At 39.4% G+C, this 16,131-nt stretch carries 23 protein-coding genes; 6 read left to right on the top strand and 17 right to left on the bottom strand.

The genetic code is table 11. The features are described 5' to 3' along the window. Nucleotides 1–8: 8 nt before the first annotated feature. Genes rsmD through acpS form a run of 3 tightly spaced genes read left to right on the top strand, consistent with a single transcriptional unit; the run spans nucleotide 9 to nucleotide 1,644 of the window. Nucleotides 9–668: a 16S rRNA (guanine(966)-N(2))-methyltransferase RsmD gene (gene rsmD, locus LS74_RS06295; protein WP_034586331.1), complete on the top strand. Its 660-nt coding sequence runs from the start codon at nucleotides 9–11 to the stop codon at nucleotides 666–668. 1 nt (nucleotide 669) lies between these two features. Further along, nucleotides 670–1,260 (top strand): flagellar basal body-associated protein FliL, encoded by a 591-nt coding sequence (fliL, locus tag LS74_RS06290; RefSeq protein ID WP_034586332.1) that lies wholly within the window; start codon nucleotides 670–672, stop codon nucleotides 1,258–1,260. 3 nt (nucleotides 1,261–1,263) lie between these two features. After that, the gene (acpS, locus tag LS74_RS06285; RefSeq protein ID WP_034586335.1) at nucleotides 1,264–1,644 is read left to right on the top strand and encodes a holo-ACP synthase; all 381 of its coding nucleotides are present in this window, start codon (nucleotides 1,264–1,266) and stop codon (nucleotides 1,642–1,644) included. A gap of 36 nt (nucleotides 1,645–1,680) precedes the next feature. Here acpS and LS74_RS06280 read toward each other — a convergent pair whose 3' ends face one another. From LS74_RS06280 to nikR, 4 genes are read right to left on the bottom strand one after another with little or no spacing between them, the layout of a single operon-like run. After that, on the bottom strand, nucleotides 1,681–2,271 hold the full coding sequence (locus LS74_RS06280; protein ID WP_034586338.1) for a hypothetical protein: 591 nt from the start codon (nucleotides 2,269–2,271) through the stop codon (nucleotides 1,681–1,683). After that, on the bottom strand, nucleotides 2,268–2,651 hold the full coding sequence (gene rsfS / locus LS74_RS06275; RefSeq protein WP_034586340.1) for a ribosome silencing factor: 384 nt from the start codon (nucleotides 2,649–2,651) through the stop codon (nucleotides 2,268–2,270). The genes LS74_RS06280 and rsfS overlap by 4 nt, the downstream gene beginning before the upstream one ends. A gap of 34 nt (nucleotides 2,652–2,685) precedes the next feature. After that, on the bottom strand, nucleotides 2,686–3,354 hold the full coding sequence (nadD, locus tag LS74_RS06270) for a nicotinate (nicotinamide) nucleotide adenylyltransferase (protein ID WP_034586343.1): 669 nt from the start codon (nucleotides 3,352–3,354) through the stop codon (nucleotides 2,686–2,688). A gap of 32 nt (nucleotides 3,355–3,386) precedes the next feature. Continuing rightward, nucleotides 3,387–3,818 carry a nickel-responsive transcriptional regulator NikR gene (nikR, locus tag LS74_RS06265; protein ID WP_034586346.1) on the bottom strand — a complete coding sequence of 144 codons (432 nt, stop codon included), beginning with the start codon at nucleotides 3,816–3,818 and terminating at the stop codon, nucleotides 3,387–3,389. 222 nt (nucleotides 3,819–4,040) lie between these two features. Here nikR and exbB point away from each other — a divergent pair, with 222 nt between their 5' ends. The 3 genes from exbB to LS74_RS06250 are packed head-to-tail and all read left to right on the top strand — an operon-like array spanning nucleotide 4,041 to nucleotide 5,514. Further along, complete coding sequence (gene exbB / locus LS74_RS06260; RefSeq protein ID WP_034586348.1) at nucleotides 4,041–4,469, top strand: TonB-system energizer ExbB; 429 nt, start codon at nucleotides 4,041–4,043, stop codon at nucleotides 4,467–4,469. A gap of 3 nt (nucleotides 4,470–4,472) precedes the next feature. Beyond that, nucleotides 4,473–4,853: a TonB system transport protein ExbD gene (exbD, locus tag LS74_RS06255; RefSeq protein WP_014666457.1), complete on the top strand. Its 381-nt coding sequence runs from the start codon at nucleotides 4,473–4,475 to the stop codon at nucleotides 4,851–4,853. Next, a complete protein-coding gene (locus LS74_RS06250; RefSeq protein ID WP_138128928.1) occupies nucleotides 4,819–5,514 on the top strand; it encodes an energy transducer TonB in 696 nt (231 codons plus the stop codon). The genes exbD and LS74_RS06250 overlap by 35 nt, the downstream gene beginning before the upstream one ends. Before the next feature lie 202 nt (nucleotides 5,515–5,716). Here LS74_RS06250 and LS74_RS06245 read toward each other — a convergent pair whose 3' ends face one another. The 13 genes from LS74_RS06245 to panD all read right to left on the bottom strand — a co-directional run bounded on the left by LS74_RS06245 (nucleotide 5,717) and on the right by panD (nucleotide 15,759). After that, on the bottom strand, nucleotides 5,717–6,457 hold the full coding sequence (locus tag LS74_RS06245; RefSeq protein ID WP_034587542.1) for an amino acid ABC transporter ATP-binding protein: 741 nt from the start codon (nucleotides 6,455–6,457) through the stop codon (nucleotides 5,717–5,719). Continuing rightward, nucleotides 6,454–7,110 (bottom strand): amino acid ABC transporter permease, encoded by a 657-nt coding sequence (locus tag LS74_RS06240; RefSeq protein WP_034587539.1) that lies wholly within the window; start codon nucleotides 7,108–7,110, stop codon nucleotides 6,454–6,456. The genes LS74_RS06245 and LS74_RS06240 overlap by 4 nt, the downstream gene beginning before the upstream one ends. Then, entirely contained in the window at nucleotides 7,110–7,769 is a 660-nt protein-coding gene (locus LS74_RS06235) for an amino acid ABC transporter permease (protein ID WP_034587536.1), read from the bottom strand. Before LS74_RS06235 ends, LS74_RS06240 begins: the two co-directional genes overlap by 1 nt. 89 nt (nucleotides 7,770–7,858) lie before the next feature. Next, nucleotides 7,859–9,865, bottom strand: coding sequence for an Lnb N-terminal periplasmic domain-containing protein (locus tag LS74_RS06230; RefSeq protein ID WP_052086431.1), 2,007 nt, complete (start codon nucleotides 9,863–9,865; stop codon nucleotides 7,859–7,861). Nucleotides 9,866–10,092: 227 nt separating this feature from the next. Continuing rightward, nucleotides 10,093–10,530 (bottom strand): DUF3015 family protein, encoded by a 438-nt coding sequence (locus LS74_RS06225; RefSeq protein WP_034587534.1) that lies wholly within the window; start codon nucleotides 10,528–10,530, stop codon nucleotides 10,093–10,095. Between the two features lie 86 nt (nucleotides 10,531–10,616). Then, entirely contained in the window at nucleotides 10,617–11,504 is an 888-nt protein-coding gene (locus tag LS74_RS06220; protein ID WP_034587532.1) for a carbon-nitrogen hydrolase, read from the bottom strand. Between the two features lie 6 nt (nucleotides 11,505–11,510). Then, nucleotides 11,511–11,654 (bottom strand): hypothetical protein, encoded by a 144-nt coding sequence (locus LS74_RS06215; protein WP_201274715.1) that lies wholly within the window; start codon nucleotides 11,652–11,654, stop codon nucleotides 11,511–11,513. Continuing rightward, nucleotides 11,647–12,330, bottom strand: a complete 684-nt coding sequence (locus LS74_RS06210; protein WP_034587528.1) for a ThiF family adenylyltransferase — start codon at nucleotides 12,328–12,330, stop codon at nucleotides 11,647–11,649. The genes LS74_RS06215 and LS74_RS06210 overlap by 8 nt, the downstream gene beginning before the upstream one ends. Next, nucleotides 12,327–13,115 carry a 5'/3'-nucleotidase SurE gene (surE, locus tag LS74_RS06205; protein ID WP_034587526.1) on the bottom strand — a complete coding sequence of 263 codons (789 nt, stop codon included), beginning with the start codon at nucleotides 13,113–13,115 and terminating at the stop codon, nucleotides 12,327–12,329. The genes LS74_RS06210 and surE overlap by 4 nt, the downstream gene beginning before the upstream one ends. Nucleotides 13,116–13,124: 9 nt before the next feature. Further along, nucleotides 13,125–13,994, bottom strand: a complete 870-nt coding sequence (locus tag LS74_RS06200; protein ID WP_034587524.1) for a polyprenyl synthetase family protein — start codon at nucleotides 13,992–13,994, stop codon at nucleotides 13,125–13,127. 8 nt (nucleotides 13,995–14,002) lie between these two features. Next, nucleotides 14,003–15,079 (bottom strand): DUF7488 domain-containing protein, encoded by a 1,077-nt coding sequence (locus tag LS74_RS06195; protein WP_052086429.1) that lies wholly within the window; start codon nucleotides 15,077–15,079, stop codon nucleotides 14,003–14,005. After that, nucleotides 15,072–15,395, bottom strand: coding sequence for a YbaB/EbfC family nucleoid-associated protein (locus LS74_RS06190; RefSeq protein ID WP_115025896.1), 324 nt, complete (start codon nucleotides 15,393–15,395; stop codon nucleotides 15,072–15,074). The genes LS74_RS06195 and LS74_RS06190 overlap by 8 nt, the downstream gene beginning before the upstream one ends. A gap of 1 nt (nucleotide 15,396) precedes the next feature. After that, nucleotides 15,397–15,759: an aspartate 1-decarboxylase gene (gene panD / locus LS74_RS06185; protein ID WP_034589823.1), complete on the bottom strand. Its 363-nt coding sequence runs from the start codon at nucleotides 15,757–15,759 to the stop codon at nucleotides 15,397–15,399. Nucleotides 15,760–16,131 lie beyond the last annotated feature (372 nt).

Genomic DNA, 16,131 nt, shown 5'->3' with positions numbered 1-16,131 from the left:
CGGCGGATATGGCAAAAGCACCAAGTGTAAAGGCACAAATGATAAAAACAAAGGGGGCAAATGATAAGCAGCCAAGATTCCATATACAATCGGGAGTCTTAAAGCATTTAAAGCTGATATGGAATGCTAAATCTTCTACACGCCCAACAAAATCCATTGTAAAAGAATCTTTTTTTAATACAATGAAAAGTGAAATTGTAGATTGTGTGTTTATTGAGGGATTTGGGGGCTGTGGGTCTATGGGGATTGAGGCACTTTCACTTGGGGCGAGTGAAGCGGTATTTTATGAAATAGACACAGAGGCATATAAAATTTTATGCCAAAATCTTGCTAATGCTAAAAATGTAGCACAAAAGCTAGGAAAGATATTAAAATTTTCTACCTTTAATGCCGATTTTTTCAGCACCGATATTTTTACACAAGGCTTTATTCATACGCAAAAAGCCATTTTGTATTTGGACCCGCCTTTTTGCATACGGCAGGGAATGCAGGGCATATATGAGCGACTTTTTGCGTTGGTTAGGAATCTTAGGCCTTGTGGAGTGCGGTTTATTGTTTTTGAGCATTTGAGTGGGTATAATATGCCGGAGATGTTGGGCGTGTATATGCGGTATAAAATGCGAAGTTTTGGCAAAAGCACTCTAACTTATTATATTGCAAAGGATTAAAATGGCAGAAGAAGAAAAAGCAGCCCCACAGAGCGGGGGAGAGAAAAAAAGCAAAGCAATTTTGTTTGTGGTGATTGGCATTGTTGTGGTGCTACTCATTTTGGTTGGCATTGTGGTCTTTATGCTTATGGGTGGAGATGATGAGGGAGAGAAAAAGCAAGAGAACACCCCACAGGTGGGAGCTCAAGCTGCTCAGCCTTCACAAAAGGCAGCACAAATTATTGTAGGCAATACGATTTCTGTGCGGAGTGTAGATAAGCTTCAGCCCGGTCTTATTTACCCAGCGGAAGGTCCTATTCCTTTTACTGTGAATCTTATGACACAAACAGGTAAAAGATACCTTAAAACAAGTATGCAATTTGAGCTTGATAAAGATGAGGCAAAGGCTATGGCGACAAAAGCCGAGCTTGATAATAAGATGCCGATGATTAAAGATGTTGTGAATGAGATTCTCTCATCTAAGTCTATTGAAGATGTGGCAACGACAAAAGGTAAAAGTCGCGTAAAAGATGAGATTGTCAAACGCATTAACGAATTTTTGATGGACGGCAAGGTGTTTGATGTATTTTTTGTTGAATTTGTGGTGAGCTAGGGATTGCTAGGGATTGATATTGTTAGCATAGAGCGTATGCAAAGGCTAGTAGAGCGTTTTGGCATAAAGGGGCTTAGGCGGTTTTTGTCTGCCGATGAGATAAATCTTTGCTACAAAGATTCTAGCAAGGCTTTTAATATTTCTCGCATAGCGGGGTTTTGGGCGGCAAAGGAGGCTTGTGCTAAAGCACTGGGCGTTGGAATCTGCAAAGAGCTTAGTTTTTTAGATATGACTATAAGTAAGGATTCTAAAAATGCACCGCTTATGAATCTTACTCAAAGTAAAATGCGTGAATTTGGCATAGATGAGATAGCCCTAAGTATCAGCCACGATGGAGGATTTGCCATCGCTGCAGTGCTATGTAAAAGATGTGAAAAAGCATAGGATCTTAAAAAAAAAGATTCTAATAAATTTGTGCTGTTAGTCAAAGCAGCCTATGCCATTGCCCCTAAAACATATCAGCACACTTATGGCACTTATCACGAGTAGCCAAATCAAAATAAAGCAGTTTGTACGGGTGAGAATCTTAGAATAAAATCCATAGCCTAAAATTAAGATTTGCATAAAAAATGAAGGTAGGATAAAGAATAGGTAGGCTGTGTCAATTTCTGGCGGGAAAGCATTTAAGCAGGGCGTGTGTTCTGGGTCATTGCGACAATCAAATGCCCAATAATATGTGCAATGAAATGCGATAATAAAAGCAAAATTTATAAGCCATAAAAAGAAAAAAGCAAGATTTGCTAGTAGTGTGGAAATAAATGTGTAAATGCGGGTAGTGAATGTGGCATCAAGCTTTTTTTTCACAAAAAACACAGCAAAGCAAAGAATGGAAAATCCCCAAATGAATAAATACTTTTTACTCCAACGAGCGATGGTGAAGTCGTCCTTATAGCATTGGATTAAATCTAGCACATTAGAATCTAGGGCAAAAGGTATATGGAAGAATCCAACCCCAAAAAGTGTCAAAAATGTGGCAAGTAAGCAAAACTCATTAGATAAGATTCTTTTCACGACTGCGGACTTAAACTCTCTTTTTCGTTATGAATCATTGTGTTTAAAAACTCTTCAAGGTTAAATCTCTTGCGATGATTTGGCGTGAAAATATGAATCATAATATCCCCCAAATCCGCAATAAGCCAATCTTCACTCTCTTCTTCTGTGGCATAAAATATCTCACCCTGTGGCTTTAGCTCCGTTTTCAAATGATCTAGCAAAGCAAAGGAATGTCGCCCTATCATCGCACTCACAATCACAATCTTATCTACAATATAATCCCTTCCGCTTAAATCAAAAATCTCAATATCCTCCCCCTTTTTATCCTCTAAAAGCGTTTGGATACGTTGCAATCTTTGGTTCATCGTTGGCTGTGTTTTTGTTGAATCTGCCTGCAAGTTTGCTCCTTTAAAATGACTTAAAAAGGCGACATTATAGCTGAAAATGTGCGTGGATAAAAGGAAAAATTTCTGCTGGTAGCATTTTTAGCGCTTTGTTAATCTCGCCCTTGTGTAGAAGCTCTCGCACTTTGCTTGATGAAATAGCGTTAAAATGCGAGAGATTGATACTTGCTCTCACTTTTGGCGTAAGATTCTGCGGGTGGGTTATAGTGTTAGATTCTCGCTTTACAACAATAAACTCCACAAGTTCGCATAAAGATTGTGAATCTTTCCATAAATGCAGGGTTTCAAAACTATCGCTGCCTAGAACAAAACAAAGTTTTGCTTGTGGGCTAGAATCTAGCTGATTAGAATCTAAAAAGCTAGAAATCTGCTTTTGTAAAGAGCGAATGCTTGTAATCGTGTGTGTTGGGCGATTTTGCCTTATCTCATAATCACTGATTGTAGTCTTATCTCCACTTATTTGAGCTAGAATCTCACACATTTTAAGGCGTTCATTTGGGCTAAAAAGGGATTTTGATTTGAGCGGATTTTGGTAGTTTGGCAAAAGAATAGTTTGAAGGCAAAAGGGATTGTTAGTTAGGATTTTTAGAATCTCCAAATGTGCCAAATGCGGCGGGTCAAAGCTCCCACCATAAATAGCGATAAAATATGCAGAATCTTGACTTTGATTATTTGCCCCTATTTTGATACTTGACATCGTAGCTTGGCTTACATTACAAGATTGAATCTTTACTCAAAGCGACTTGCGCGCGTGAGTTTAGAGAATTTCACACCTTTTAATCCGCCAATTTCAATGCTAAGATTTTCAATTTTCTTGCCCTCCCCACGCAGAATGATTGTCTCAAGGCAGTTGTGATGGTCTAAATGAATGTGGGTATTGCAGAGAATCTCAACATTTCCATTATGCGTGTTTATGTGCTGAATATCAATCATACGCTGATTAAGTTCGCGTTGATGATGATCATAGATAATGGTTAAAACAGCCACGCCCTGTGTGCTTTCGTCTCCATTGCTCCATACTTCTTCGTTGAGCTTTTCTCGTATCATATCTCTAACAAGCTCTGAACGCGATGAATAGCCCTTGTGCGTGAGCTTTTCATCAAGAGTGTCTAAGAGATTCTGCGGTAGAGATACGCTAAAGCGGATAATGTTTTGCTTCATTTTTACTCCCTTGTGTCTGTGCGTTCTTGTGTAAAAAAGCATAAATGCCGATATTGTAGCATAGATTGCCAAAAACTATAAAGCATAGAAGTGTGAAATTTAAGTGGATTTAAAAGGAAGTGTAAAGTTATTTTAAGAATGATTTTTATAATATGCTAAGGCTAAAAAATGATGAAGATTCATATTTTTTGACTGATTAAGGTATATTGTGGGAGCAGGATAATGGACATTTTGAAAGATTACATAGATCATATTATTTTTGCTATTTTGGGTTTTATGAGTTTTGTGGCGGTGTGGCTAAGCTGTGAGCGAGTGATATTTTATGCAAAAATCAATGTGGGTGAATACACTGATGAAAATGTGCTAGAAGAGGTATTGAGTAAGAATCTCACCGCATTGTATATCATTTACTCTAATGCACCTTATGTGGGGCTTTTGGGAACAGTTGTTGGGATAATGATAACTTTTTATGATATGGGAATGAGTGGGGGAATGGACGCTCAAAGCATTATGGTAGGGCTATCTACGGCGTTAAAGGCGACAGCTCTAGGGCTTGTGGTAGCCATTCCCACTTTGATTGTGTATAACTGCTTTGTGCGTAAAATGGATATTTTGCTTAATCGCTATAAGTTTTTGAAAAAACAAGGCTAGAAAATGAGAATCCCAAAAAAAGATGGCTTAAATATCGTCCCCTTCATTGATGTGATGCTCGTGCTTTTAGCTATTGTGCTAAGTGTTTCTACTTTCATCGCTCAAGGGCAGATTAAAGTAGAGCTACCTTATGCTAGTCAAAATGAGCAAAAACAAGATGAAAAGCCTGTCATCATCGCTATTGATGATAAGAATGTGATTTATTTTGATGATAAGCAAATAGAGATAGAATCTTTAAAAGAGCAGATTGCAAAGATTGATAATAAGACGCTCATTCAGCTCAAGAGTGATAAGGATTCTAAATTTGAGACTTTTATACAAATTGTGGATATTTTAAAGGAGAAAGGGCATGAAAACTTCGGCATTTCAACAAAATCCAAATAAAAATGCTATAAAATCAAGTCTTTTTACACCTGCTTTTTTAGGCTTTGCCATAAGCTTTGTGCTTCATATCGGGCTTGTTGTGTGGCTTTTTGGTGTGTTTCACAATGTGGAGTTGCAGCAAAATGGCGATAATATCACAACAATTGCCCTAGCGACATTTCAAACCCCTTCAAATCAAGAGAATGTAGAAAAGCCAAAGCCCTTACCTACGCGACAACATAAAAAGCAGATTCAAAAAGAGCAAGTCAAAGAGCAGGGCAAACTTGCCAAACAAGAAGAGCTAAGCCCCCCGCCAACCCCAGCTCCAAAGGCAAAGCCTGATGAAAAGGCAGAAGAGGGCGAGATTATCCAAACGCTTTCGTATAGAAATGGTGATGAAGATGAGATTTTTTCTCAAATCAAACGCGCCATTGATCGCAAAAATAAATATCCAAATATGGCAAGAAAGCGAGGCTTGGAAGGGGAGGTGATAGTGGAGTTTGTCATCTATAAAGATGGTAAGGTGGCTAATATCCGCATTATCAAGCCCTGTCCGCACGATCCTTTCAATGTCGCTGCGATGAATGCTATCAAAAAAGCACAGGGGGATTTTCCTACACTTAGCGTAACGACAAAAATAGAGTTGCCTATTGTGTATGAGCTAAAAACTGATAGGATTTAATGCGAGATTTGTTTAAGAGAAATGATTATAAAATCGTTGCAAATAGACTTGTGAGTGTGGGTAAGAAGTTGTTTTAAGAATCTAAACTTTGTGAGCGTGGGCTTGTGAGTGTAGCAAAATAGAATCTTATTGCCTAGATTCTTGTTTTGCTATTTATTGATGTTTTTAAATCCACTTCTTTGCATAAAAGTTAAAAAAGCCTTTAAAGTTCAAAGACATTTAAAAATCGTTTTGCCCTTTGGGTTGTGGGATTTGTGAAAAAGACTTCTGGGCTACTCTCTTCTGCGAGTTTGCCCTCATCAAAAAAGCAGATTCTATCCGCCACCTTTTTAGCAAATCGCATTTCGTGCGTTACAATAAGCATAGTCATTCCCTCTTTGGCAAGTTCCAAAATCACTTCAAGCACCTCTTTTACCATTTCTGGATCAAGTGATGCGGTTACTTCATCAAAAAGCATAATTTCAGGATTCATACACAATGCACGCACGATGGCTACGCGTTGCTTCTGTCCTCCGCTTAGCTCTTTTGGTGAAGCATACATTTTTTGGGCTAATCCCACGCGTTCTAAAAGCTTTTGAGCTTGGGCTACAACCTCCTTTTTCTCACGCTTTTGCACCTTGAGCGGTCCTAGTAAAATATTATCCATTACGCTCATATGTGGAAAAAGATCGTAACTTTGAAACACCATACCTATGCGTTGGCGGATAGCACTCCACTTTGATTTTTTGTGATTGAGTAGTGTGCCATTTAATAGAATCTCTCCGCTTTGGATAGATTCTAGTCCGTTAATGCAACGCAAAAAGGTGCTTTTGCCACAGCCACTAGCTCCTAAAATTACCACCACTTCGCCCTTTTTGACTTGCATAGAGATGTCGTTTAGCACAAAATGGCTGCCATCATAAGTCTTTTTTAAATGTCGTATGTCAAGTAAGATTTCACTCATTGATATTTTTTCTCCAAGATTCTACTAAGATAAGAAAGCGGATAGCACAAAAGAAAATATGTCGCAAAGATTCCGCCATATACCCAAAAACTCGCATTTGTTTGGGATTTATTCAGCTCAATTATCTGCTGTCCCACTTGCAATAAATCTGCCGCTCCAATCAGGGCTACAAGTGAAGTTGTCTTAATCATACGGGTTGAGAGAGAAACAATTGAGGGGAGTAATCTTTGCAGGGCTTGAGGGAAAATGATATAGAGCATAATCTGCCACTGCTGCAGTCCTAATGCCTTGCCACTTTCCACTTGGTGCTTTGGCAATGAGGTGATAGCTCCCCTTACCAAGTCGCCAACTTCCGCCACACCCCATAAACTAAAAACAATAATGGCACTTTGAAAGGCACTTAGGCTTATATCAAAATATTGCGAGATTCCAAAAAAGACAATAAAAAGCCACGCCAAAATGGGAATAATGCGAATGCACTCAAGGTAGAATCTACATAAACTCACAACAATAAGATTCTTCCAAGTCATCATAAAGCCAAGCACAAGCCCGCCAAGTGTTGAAAAGATAATGGATATAAGGGCGATTTCCAAAGTAAGTGTCGCCCCTTGTAATAAACGCATAAAATTTGAACCTATGAAAAAAATCTCCATTACAGCACCCTTTTTTTATAGGACTTTTCAAGTAATGAAAACACAAATGACAAAGGCAAAAGCACCACAAGATAGCTTAAGATAAGCATTAAAAGGGCTTCATTTGTTTTGTAGTAGTTTGTGATAATATCTTTGGTTACAAACATCATATCAGCAAGGGCAATGACGCCTACAACTGAAGTCTCTTTGAGTAGAAAAATGACATTTGCACCAATTGAGGGCAGGGCAACGCCAAGGGATTGAGGCAAGATTACATATCGCATCATTTGAAATGAGCTTAACCCTATGCTTTGGGCAGATTCAATTTGGGATTTGCTCATAGATTCTAAGCCGGTGCGAAAACTCTCACACATATAGCCCCCACCTAAAAACGCCAAGCCCGTAATCGCACAGACATATTCACTAAGCGAAATGCCCATAACCCCGTGCAATCCATAGTAGAGAAAAAAGAGCTGGATAAGCAAGGGCGTGTTTCTTGCCACTTCCACATAGGCATTAACAAGATACCGCACAAAAGGGACTTTTAAAAATAGAATCCACGCACAAACAAAGCCAATAAGAAGTGAAAGCAAAATACCAAAAAATGAAATATAAAGTGTCAAAGAGAGAGCTTTAGCAAATATCGGCACACATTGTTGCATAAACTGAAAATCAAGCATTTATTTTATCCCTTGTGTCAAAACGCGTTCATTATAAAAGTGCTAATTATATAAGGAATTATTAAATTTACACGACACATTATGCTAAACTAAAAATACATTCTTAGCCCTAGCATAGAAGTGGGCTGGGGCTTTGTATATAACTCATTTTGCACGAGAGACATTCGCCCAAACAAGCCAAGATTCTGGATAATATTGACACTGAGCGTGCTGTCAAGATGATGACTAAAGTCTTTGAGTGTATAGGCTTTGAATGTATATTCAAGTGTGGCTTTTAGGCGGTTATTATCGCTTATATTAAGCCCAAACACTTGAGCTAGGGCAAAGTCTGCTTGGTTATTGTGGCTAAGAAAAAATGTAGGCTCAAGCAAGTAATATGCATAAGCGATATTGCTAAAATCATAGCTCATTCCCCCGCCAAAGTTTATAAAATAATGCAAATGCTCATCGTTAAATGTTCTATTAAATCCCGTCTCTGCACGATATGAAAAAGGCTTAAAAAACTTCCCCATAGGTGCGATAGAGGCGATAGATAAAATATTCATCTCATAAATCTTAGCGTTATTTATCGCTTGTGTCCCCTGCATACTTGTATCATAATACCCAAGCACTCGCATAAGCTCAATTTGTGCGCCTTTGAGATAACCTACATCATTATCCGTTATATCGTGGTAGGTGATTCTAAAATCAAGGGCTGGGTGGAATCCTTGTGCGTTGTGTAAAAGCAGGGGCGTTATCCTTAGGCTTTGGTTGCCTTCAAGGGGATTTGTCTTTGGTGTGTGTATTTGCGGTGGGGTATTAGAGCCAAGTGTAGAGCGTGTGGAGGCTAGAGTGTGGGCGATTTGTGTGTATTGCTCTTTGGGTAATTTGCCTTTGATAAAGTGATATTCGCTAAGCTCCAAGGCAGATTCTAAAATGTATTGCTTATCTTGCAGTGAAAGTTTAGAATCTTGTGTAATCTCACTTGGCTGCTTGTCTCCAAGGGCTAGTTTTTTAGCAAGTTTGACGGATTTGTTATTCATAAGTTTGCCATAAGCGTTGAGTTTGGCGCGTTTGCTTGGGCGGTAAGTTTGGGTGGTGATAAGTTGTGCCTTTTGCAGGGCAAAAAGCGTTTCTGGGGGATTGACCTGATAGATAAATTGATGTCGCAGTTTGAGGCTAGGGCGTGCTACTTCAAGCAGCCAAAGCACATTATACGAGCAGTTTCTGTGGAAAAAATAATATGAGCTAAAAGCATCGCTTAGCTCCCAAATGTGATTATAAAGTTGCGTAATCTCCTGTGGTGTGAGATTTAGCTCATATTCCCATATATCGCGGGATTCAGTGTTTGAATATTCTTTGATTTTATCATAATAGGGTAGGATTGAATAGCTCCCGGTGTAAAGCCCAAAAAGCCCTTTAAATCCAAACACTATGCCATTTTCTTTGGTTTGGTCTGCATCGGCTTGGTAGTTTATAGCAAAGCTTAAAAGGCGAGATTGAAACTTAGAATCTAAAAGCAAAAAGGTGTGTCCAAACATAGAAGCAGGGGAATTAATATGAGCTGAAGGAAAAATAATACTTGCCTTTGTAGGTGCTACATAATCACGCATAGCGATAAATTCTTCGCACTCCATTTGTGGCAAATCCTGCAAATCAAGGTGCTGTTTTAAAAAATGCAGTCTTGCTGGGAAGCGACATAATGCGTGATAGTCTTGTTTTTGTATGGAGCGGACAGGGAGCTTAATCTCGTTTTTCTCAAAAAATTGGATTTGCTCTTGGCGTCTTTTGACAATCGCTTCTGGAATCTCCACAGATTCTACAGATTGATAAAATGCTTTGATAGTCGCTTCAAGCTCGCTTGTAGCAAGGCTTTTGTGTTTGTCTTTATGTGGCAGTGGGGTAAGAAAAAAGTAAGGCGAGATAATTTCACTCGTAGAAGAATCAATATGTAAAAGGTCTTTCCATTCTTTGCTTTCAGCAAGTTTTAGAGCTTTGGCAGATTCTAGAATCTGCTGCGGTGTTGCGGTGTTTGCTATCTCATTTGGTTGAGTTGAAGCGTAGCTTTGAGTGAGATAAATAAGCAGGGTAAAAAGGAGATATTGAAATTTTTTCATAATATTTGAGCTTTTAGAATCTTAGGCTCATAGCTTGTAGGGAATGCAAGTGAGTGTTTTTAATCATATTTTAAATATCCTTTTAGATTTGAGTATATAAAAGTTTAAGCATTTATAAAAAGCGTGGATTCTAGCAGAGTTTGACTTATCATTGGCTTGAGAAGAGATTAAAGGCTAAGATAGGCAGATTTGAATCCCCACGCCATAGCGTGGAGAATACAAGAAAATTATAAACTTGCAGCACCATCAAGCACATCGGCACTTTGTGTGTTTGCGTTTGCATAAAGTTTGTGGTAGTTTTCTTGTAAAGCAACTTTGAATGCTTCTTTATCATCTACATTAAGAAGTTCTACAAGTGTATCAAGGTGTTCGCCATTGCCACGAGCGATTTCTTGTGAGAGTGCGTCCATATTTGCCGCTACAAACTCTTGAGTTCTGCTATCCATAGCTACCTTGCCACTTTTACAGCCGGAAGTTCCTGAAGTAATACCAAAAGTTTGGATACCAAAAGTGTGGTTTGTTGTTACTTGGAAAAGATTCCACAAAATGCCTTGTTTGTCAATGATGAGTGAGCCAAGACCACAACCTGTATTTGTATTTGCCGCAGCAAATGTCCCACTTACCAAACTCGCACTAAGTGCTACGCTAACGAGAAGTTTTTTCATCGCTTGTCCTTTAAAAAGAAATTATCCCTTGATTTAAGGAGACTTGGCATTGTATCTTAAGTAGCTAAAATAGGGCTGAAAAGTCCCTAATCGCAGAATCTTTTTAGCATTGGCTTATAAGATTCTATCCGCCTATCGCGTAAAAAGGGCCACATACGCCGCACTTCTTCGCTCTTGCTTAAGTCAATCTCAACACGGATAATCTCTTCTTTATCTTCGCTCCCTTGTGCGAGTAATGCCCCTTGTGCATCAAAGGCAAAGCTAGAACCCCAAAAGCGTATGCCTTGTGCGTTGCCGCTGCTGTCTTTTTCAAATCCTACGCGGTTTATCGCAAGAGTTGGTAGTCCATTAGCCACACTATGCCCCCTTTGCACGGCTATCCACGCTTCTTTTTGACGCATTCTCTCTTCCATAGAATCTTCATCAAACCAGCCAATCGCCGTAGGATAGATAAGAATCTCCGCTCCCTTTAACGCCATTATCCTAGCCGCTTCAGGATACCACTGATCCCAGCAGATTAAGACACCAAGTTTGCCAAGGCTTGTTTGTATCGGCTCAAAGCCTAAATCACCGGGTGTGAAGTAGAATTTTTCATAAAACTGCGGATCATCAGGAATGTGCATTTTGCGGTATTTTCCTGCAATGCTCCCATTTGTGTCAAAGACAACGGCGGTGTTGTGGTAGATTCCAGCGGTGCGTCTTTCAAAAAGTGAAGTCAGCAGGACAATCTTATGCTTTTTGGCAATGTCACTAAAATAAGCCACATCAGCTTCAAAGTCATTAGTATAGTCAAAAAACTTAGGATCTTCACTTTGGCAGAAGTATTCTCGCGTATGAAGTTCTTGTAATGCCACAAGCTTGGCTCCAGATTCTGCGGCTTGCTCAATAAGTGAAGTCGTAGAATCTAGCATCGCCTTTTTCTCGCCCTTGTAGTTTTGTTGCAAAAGTGCCACTTGTAGTTTTGTGTTTTTCATTGTATTTTACTCATCTTCATCGCTATATTCATCATCGGGGTTTGCATAGTCATCATCATCATACCCACTATGGCGGAAGTCATCTTCTTCATCATCATAAAAATTTCCATCAAAATCAGAATCTTGCTCTAAGTCATCATATTCACGCATTTTGCTCTCCTTGTGTGTGTTTGAGTATATCTTGGATAATTTCACTTGCGATGGTTAGCCCAAAGCTCGCCGTTACCGCACTAAAGCTCCCTAACGCCTTGCATTTTGGCACTTCAGGGCTAAAGACAACCTTAAAATTCTTTTTTATTCCTGCTTTTTTGAGATTATCGCGGAATTTTCTCGCAAATTTATCGCCATAGCTTTTCCATATACTTGCCACGCGTATATGCAGGGGACTTAGCTTTTTAGCACTGCCTGTGGATACGATATATTTGCCTAATGGTTTGTTTGAGGCGATTTTAGCGATTTTGACTTTCGCATCAATATCATCAATGGCATCAACAATATAATCAAAGCCCATAATGTCAAATTCGCTTAAAAATGCTTCATCTACGCATTTTTGTAATGGCGTAATGCCCGGATAGAGTTTAGCTAACACAAGCACCTTTGGCTCGTTGATATGCTCTGCGCCGATTTGGCGATTTTGATTTGTAACATCAAAGCTATCTTTATCCACGATTGTAATATTCACTAGCCCACTTCTGTATAAACAATCCACCACAAAGCTCCCCACACCGCCTACGCCAAAGATAATGACGCTTTTTTGCTGTATGGATTTAAAGCTTTCTCCAAACAAGATTCTAGAACGCGTGTATCTATCAATAATCTCACTCATTTTTGTATCCAAGATTCAAGATTTTTGCTATCTTCATAGCTTGTCATATCAAGCTTAATGGGCGTTATGGAGACGTATTTGTTATGTGTCGCGTTAAAATCAGAGCCATTAGCAAAGGGTGTATCGGCGCGTTCCTCCCACTGCAGTGGGTGCAGCCCTAGCCAATAGTATTCCTGCCCGCGTGGGTTTCTATGCACCTGTGCGTCATCAGCGTAGATTCTATATCCCATTTGCGTGATTTTATAGCCCTTGCAGTCTTTTGGCGGAATATGTGGGATATTGATGTTTAAAAACTTCCGCTCTCCCAATGGATAGCCACGCGAAAAAATCATCTCTACAACTTCAGCAATACACTGCTTGGCAAGTGAAAAATCAAAATGTTTAGAGCGATTTTTATCAGGCATAAGCTGTGAAATCGCAATGGAAGGCACACCTTGGATACACGCCTCCATAGCCCCAGCAGCCGTGCCAGAATAGGTAATATCTTCTCCCATATTTGAGCCTAGATTAATCCCAGAAATGACTAAATCCGGCTTTTGCTGATAGAGTGAATTAAGGGCTAGATACACACAATCGCTTGGTGTGCCATCTTCAAGCTTGTAAAAATCATCATCAATCCGCACAAAGCTTAAGGGACGCGTGAGGGTTAGCCCGTGTCCGCAGGCGGATTTTTCACTTGCTGGAGCTACAATGGTAATGTGAGCTAGATTCTGCAAGGCATCTTTAAGTGCAAGTAGTCCGCTAGAATCAAAGCCATCATCATTTGTGAGTAAGATTTTTTTCATTTGCTTCCTTTATACAATGTCTTTAAAATAGTTTTCTAAAAGCGAGTTTAGGCTTTGAGCTATGCTAGATTCAAAGTCTTTTAGCTCTTGTTGCAAGTTTTGCCTTTGTCTATGAAACTCCGCTCTTGCCCCATCTAAGCCTAGCAAATTGACATAGCTATTTTTATGGCTATCATTTTGCGTTGTTTTTCCCGCTTGGCTTGAATCTTGACACACATCAATGATGTCATCGCGGAGCTGAAAATATATGCCAAGCTTCAAACCAAAGTCATACAAAGCCTTGCGGAGTTTAGAATCCACATTTGCAATAATAGCGCCAAACTCTAATGAAGTGGCAATGAGTTTAGCGGTTTTATTAGTGTGGATTGTTTGGATTTGCTCTAGGGCTAGAGTTTGATTTTCAAACTCACAATCAAGCATTTGCCCTAGCACCATTCCGCCAATTCCGGCATTTATGGCTAAAGATTCTATGAGAGCGAGTTTGAGCTGTGAGTCAAGCCTAGCTTGAGTAAGTAAGGCAAAGGCATAGGTGTTTAGTCCATCACCCACAAGCAGGGCTAGAGTTTCTCCATACTTCGTATGCAATGTAGGGTGTCCCCGCCGCAAAGAAGCATTATCCATACAAGGCAAATCATCGTGGATAAGCGAATAAGTGTGAATACACTCAATGCTTAGAGCTGGAAGAAAGGCATTTTTTATAAGCTGTGGGGCAAGGGCATTAAGAACGCTAAAGACAAGAGCCGGGCGGAATCTTTTGCCGCCATTTTGCACCATTTCCCACGCGGCTTTTTCATAATGCTGATGAAAGCTTGGAATCTGCGGGGCTTGGGCTAAAAGAAAAGATTCAAAATCGTGTAAAATTTCTGTGATGTGCTGCATTTTTCCCCCTATATTTTGATAAAAATCTCAAGCCCATCACGCAGGATAAGCAGCTGAATCTTACCATCAAACTCTTCATTAAATGCTGCTTGTGAAAGAAGCATTTTCAAGCGTTCAAAGCGTTTATGCGTAGTATCTGTGGATTGTGTGATAATGGGATTTTTATTAATAAATAGAATCTTATCATTCACTCTTAATTGGCTAAAGCGTCCAGCAATGGCGGGGTTTGTGCTTTGGATAATCATCTCATCATTTAGGGTGATACCAAAGCGTTCTAAAAAAGTCTCTCTTAATAAGAATCCGCCGTAGCGTTGATTGACTTTCACAAGCAGTGTCATCGTTTTGCCATTGCGTTTTATAAGCACTTTGGCTTGAGAATCTTTTTTGAGATTGCTCATAATCCACTCTATCTGCCCGCTATTTGAAACTTTTGTGCCATTAATGCTTACGATCTCATCTTGGGGCTGAAAGGGATTGTTTGGAAAAAATGGATCAATAAAACTCACAATAGGCTTTTGAGAATAAAATCGTATGCCTAAATCGCCGTAGTAGGCTGATTTTTGATTTAAGAATCTATCAATATATTTTTTTTCTATAAAGCCATTGTTGCCTACACCCAAGCCATAGATTTGGTAGCAGATATTGCCTAGGACGCCGTTTTGTGAGGTTTTGTTTGAAAATCCTGCGTAGTCTATAAAGCCATTTTGTCGCTTTGTAATATGCCCGATGCTTGGGGCGTGATTGAGCGAAATGATGGCGAGTTTTTTATCATTTAGGGTGCGTTTGTCAAGGGGGAGAAGCTCATAGCTTTGCTTGGTTTTTGGGAGAGCTAGGAGATAAAGCCCCACAAATGGGTCGGCTTTTAGAATCTTTACATTTTTAGGGGGTGTTTTGGCATATAAAATATGATGTTGTGTTGTGCCGACTTTAAGACTTATGGCATAGCCTGAATCCACAGGTGTGCTAGCAGCTTTGAAGTATTTGACACAATGTGAGTAGTCATAGGCAAATGCGTGGCTACACAGGCTAAGGATAAGTGCTGTAACTATCGTTATGAGCAGTAATGGCTTTGTGTGTTTAAGCATTAGGTTTGCCACCAAAAATATTTAATCCTCCAAGGTTGCCAAGGAGATTCATAGCACTTGATTGACGATTTTCTTCCACACTCTTGCGAAGGTCGTTAAACGCACTCATTAGTAGAATCTGAAGCGATTCTTTATCCTCAAGCAAACTATCATCAATACTAATATCAATAATCTCTCCATTACCATTAGCACTTACACTCACTAGCCCACCGCCACTTTTTGCTGTGAGGGTGGTCTGCTGATTGCGTTCTTCTAGCTCTTTTATGGAATCTTGCATAGAGCCTAGCATTGCTCCAAATTGACTTGGATCAAACATTTCACACCTCGCTTGTTATGGATAGAATCTCATTATTTGCCCCAACTTGCACGATTGTAGGCTGATAGTCTTGTAACTCTTCTTGGCTGTAAGTCGCATAGGCTACGATGATGATAATATCCCCCACTTGTGCCTTTCTAGCTGCAGCACCATTGAGACAAATCTCGCCCTTTTTGTCGCCATAAATGACATAAGTGCTAAATCGTTCGCCATTATTGATATTTAGAATCTCTACTTTCATACCCGCTAGGAGTTTTGCACTTTTGGCAAGATTTTTTTCCATGGTAATTGAACCCACATAATTGAGATTAGCATCACTCACTTGTGCGCGGTGAATCTTGGAATAGAGCATTTCAAATTGCATAATGTGCCTTTGTTTTTGATGTTAAGATGTGTTGTGTCATTACACATAATTTGTAAGCGGGGATTCTATCATAAGATTCTTATTATATTGTTAGGGTGGGGTGAAACTTATTATGCTTTAAAGGTAATAAGTTTCTAAAGTGATTAAGCAAAAATATGTGTTGGGGTGGGGAATTATCAAAATACAAAAAAATATTAATTTTGTGGCAGTGTGTAGGTTTTTTGGGCTTATGTAAAGGGTTTTTTGAAAAGAAGCATTGGATTCTATTTCTATTTAAGCCCCCCTTAAGCTTTAAATCTGTATTATTTCACTCCCATTTGATTGAGCTTCTAGTCTCTTCTCTTAGGTTTTTATTTCTATATGATGTTTTTA

It is taken from the genome of Helicobacter magdeburgensis, from assembly GCF_000765825.2.
GTDB lineage: Bacteria > Campylobacterota > Campylobacteria > Campylobacterales > Helicobacteraceae > Helicobacter_C > Helicobacter_C magdeburgensis.
The sequence above is the reverse complement of the archived record's forward strand: the minus strand, read 5'-3'. Positions and strand labels throughout refer to the sequence as shown.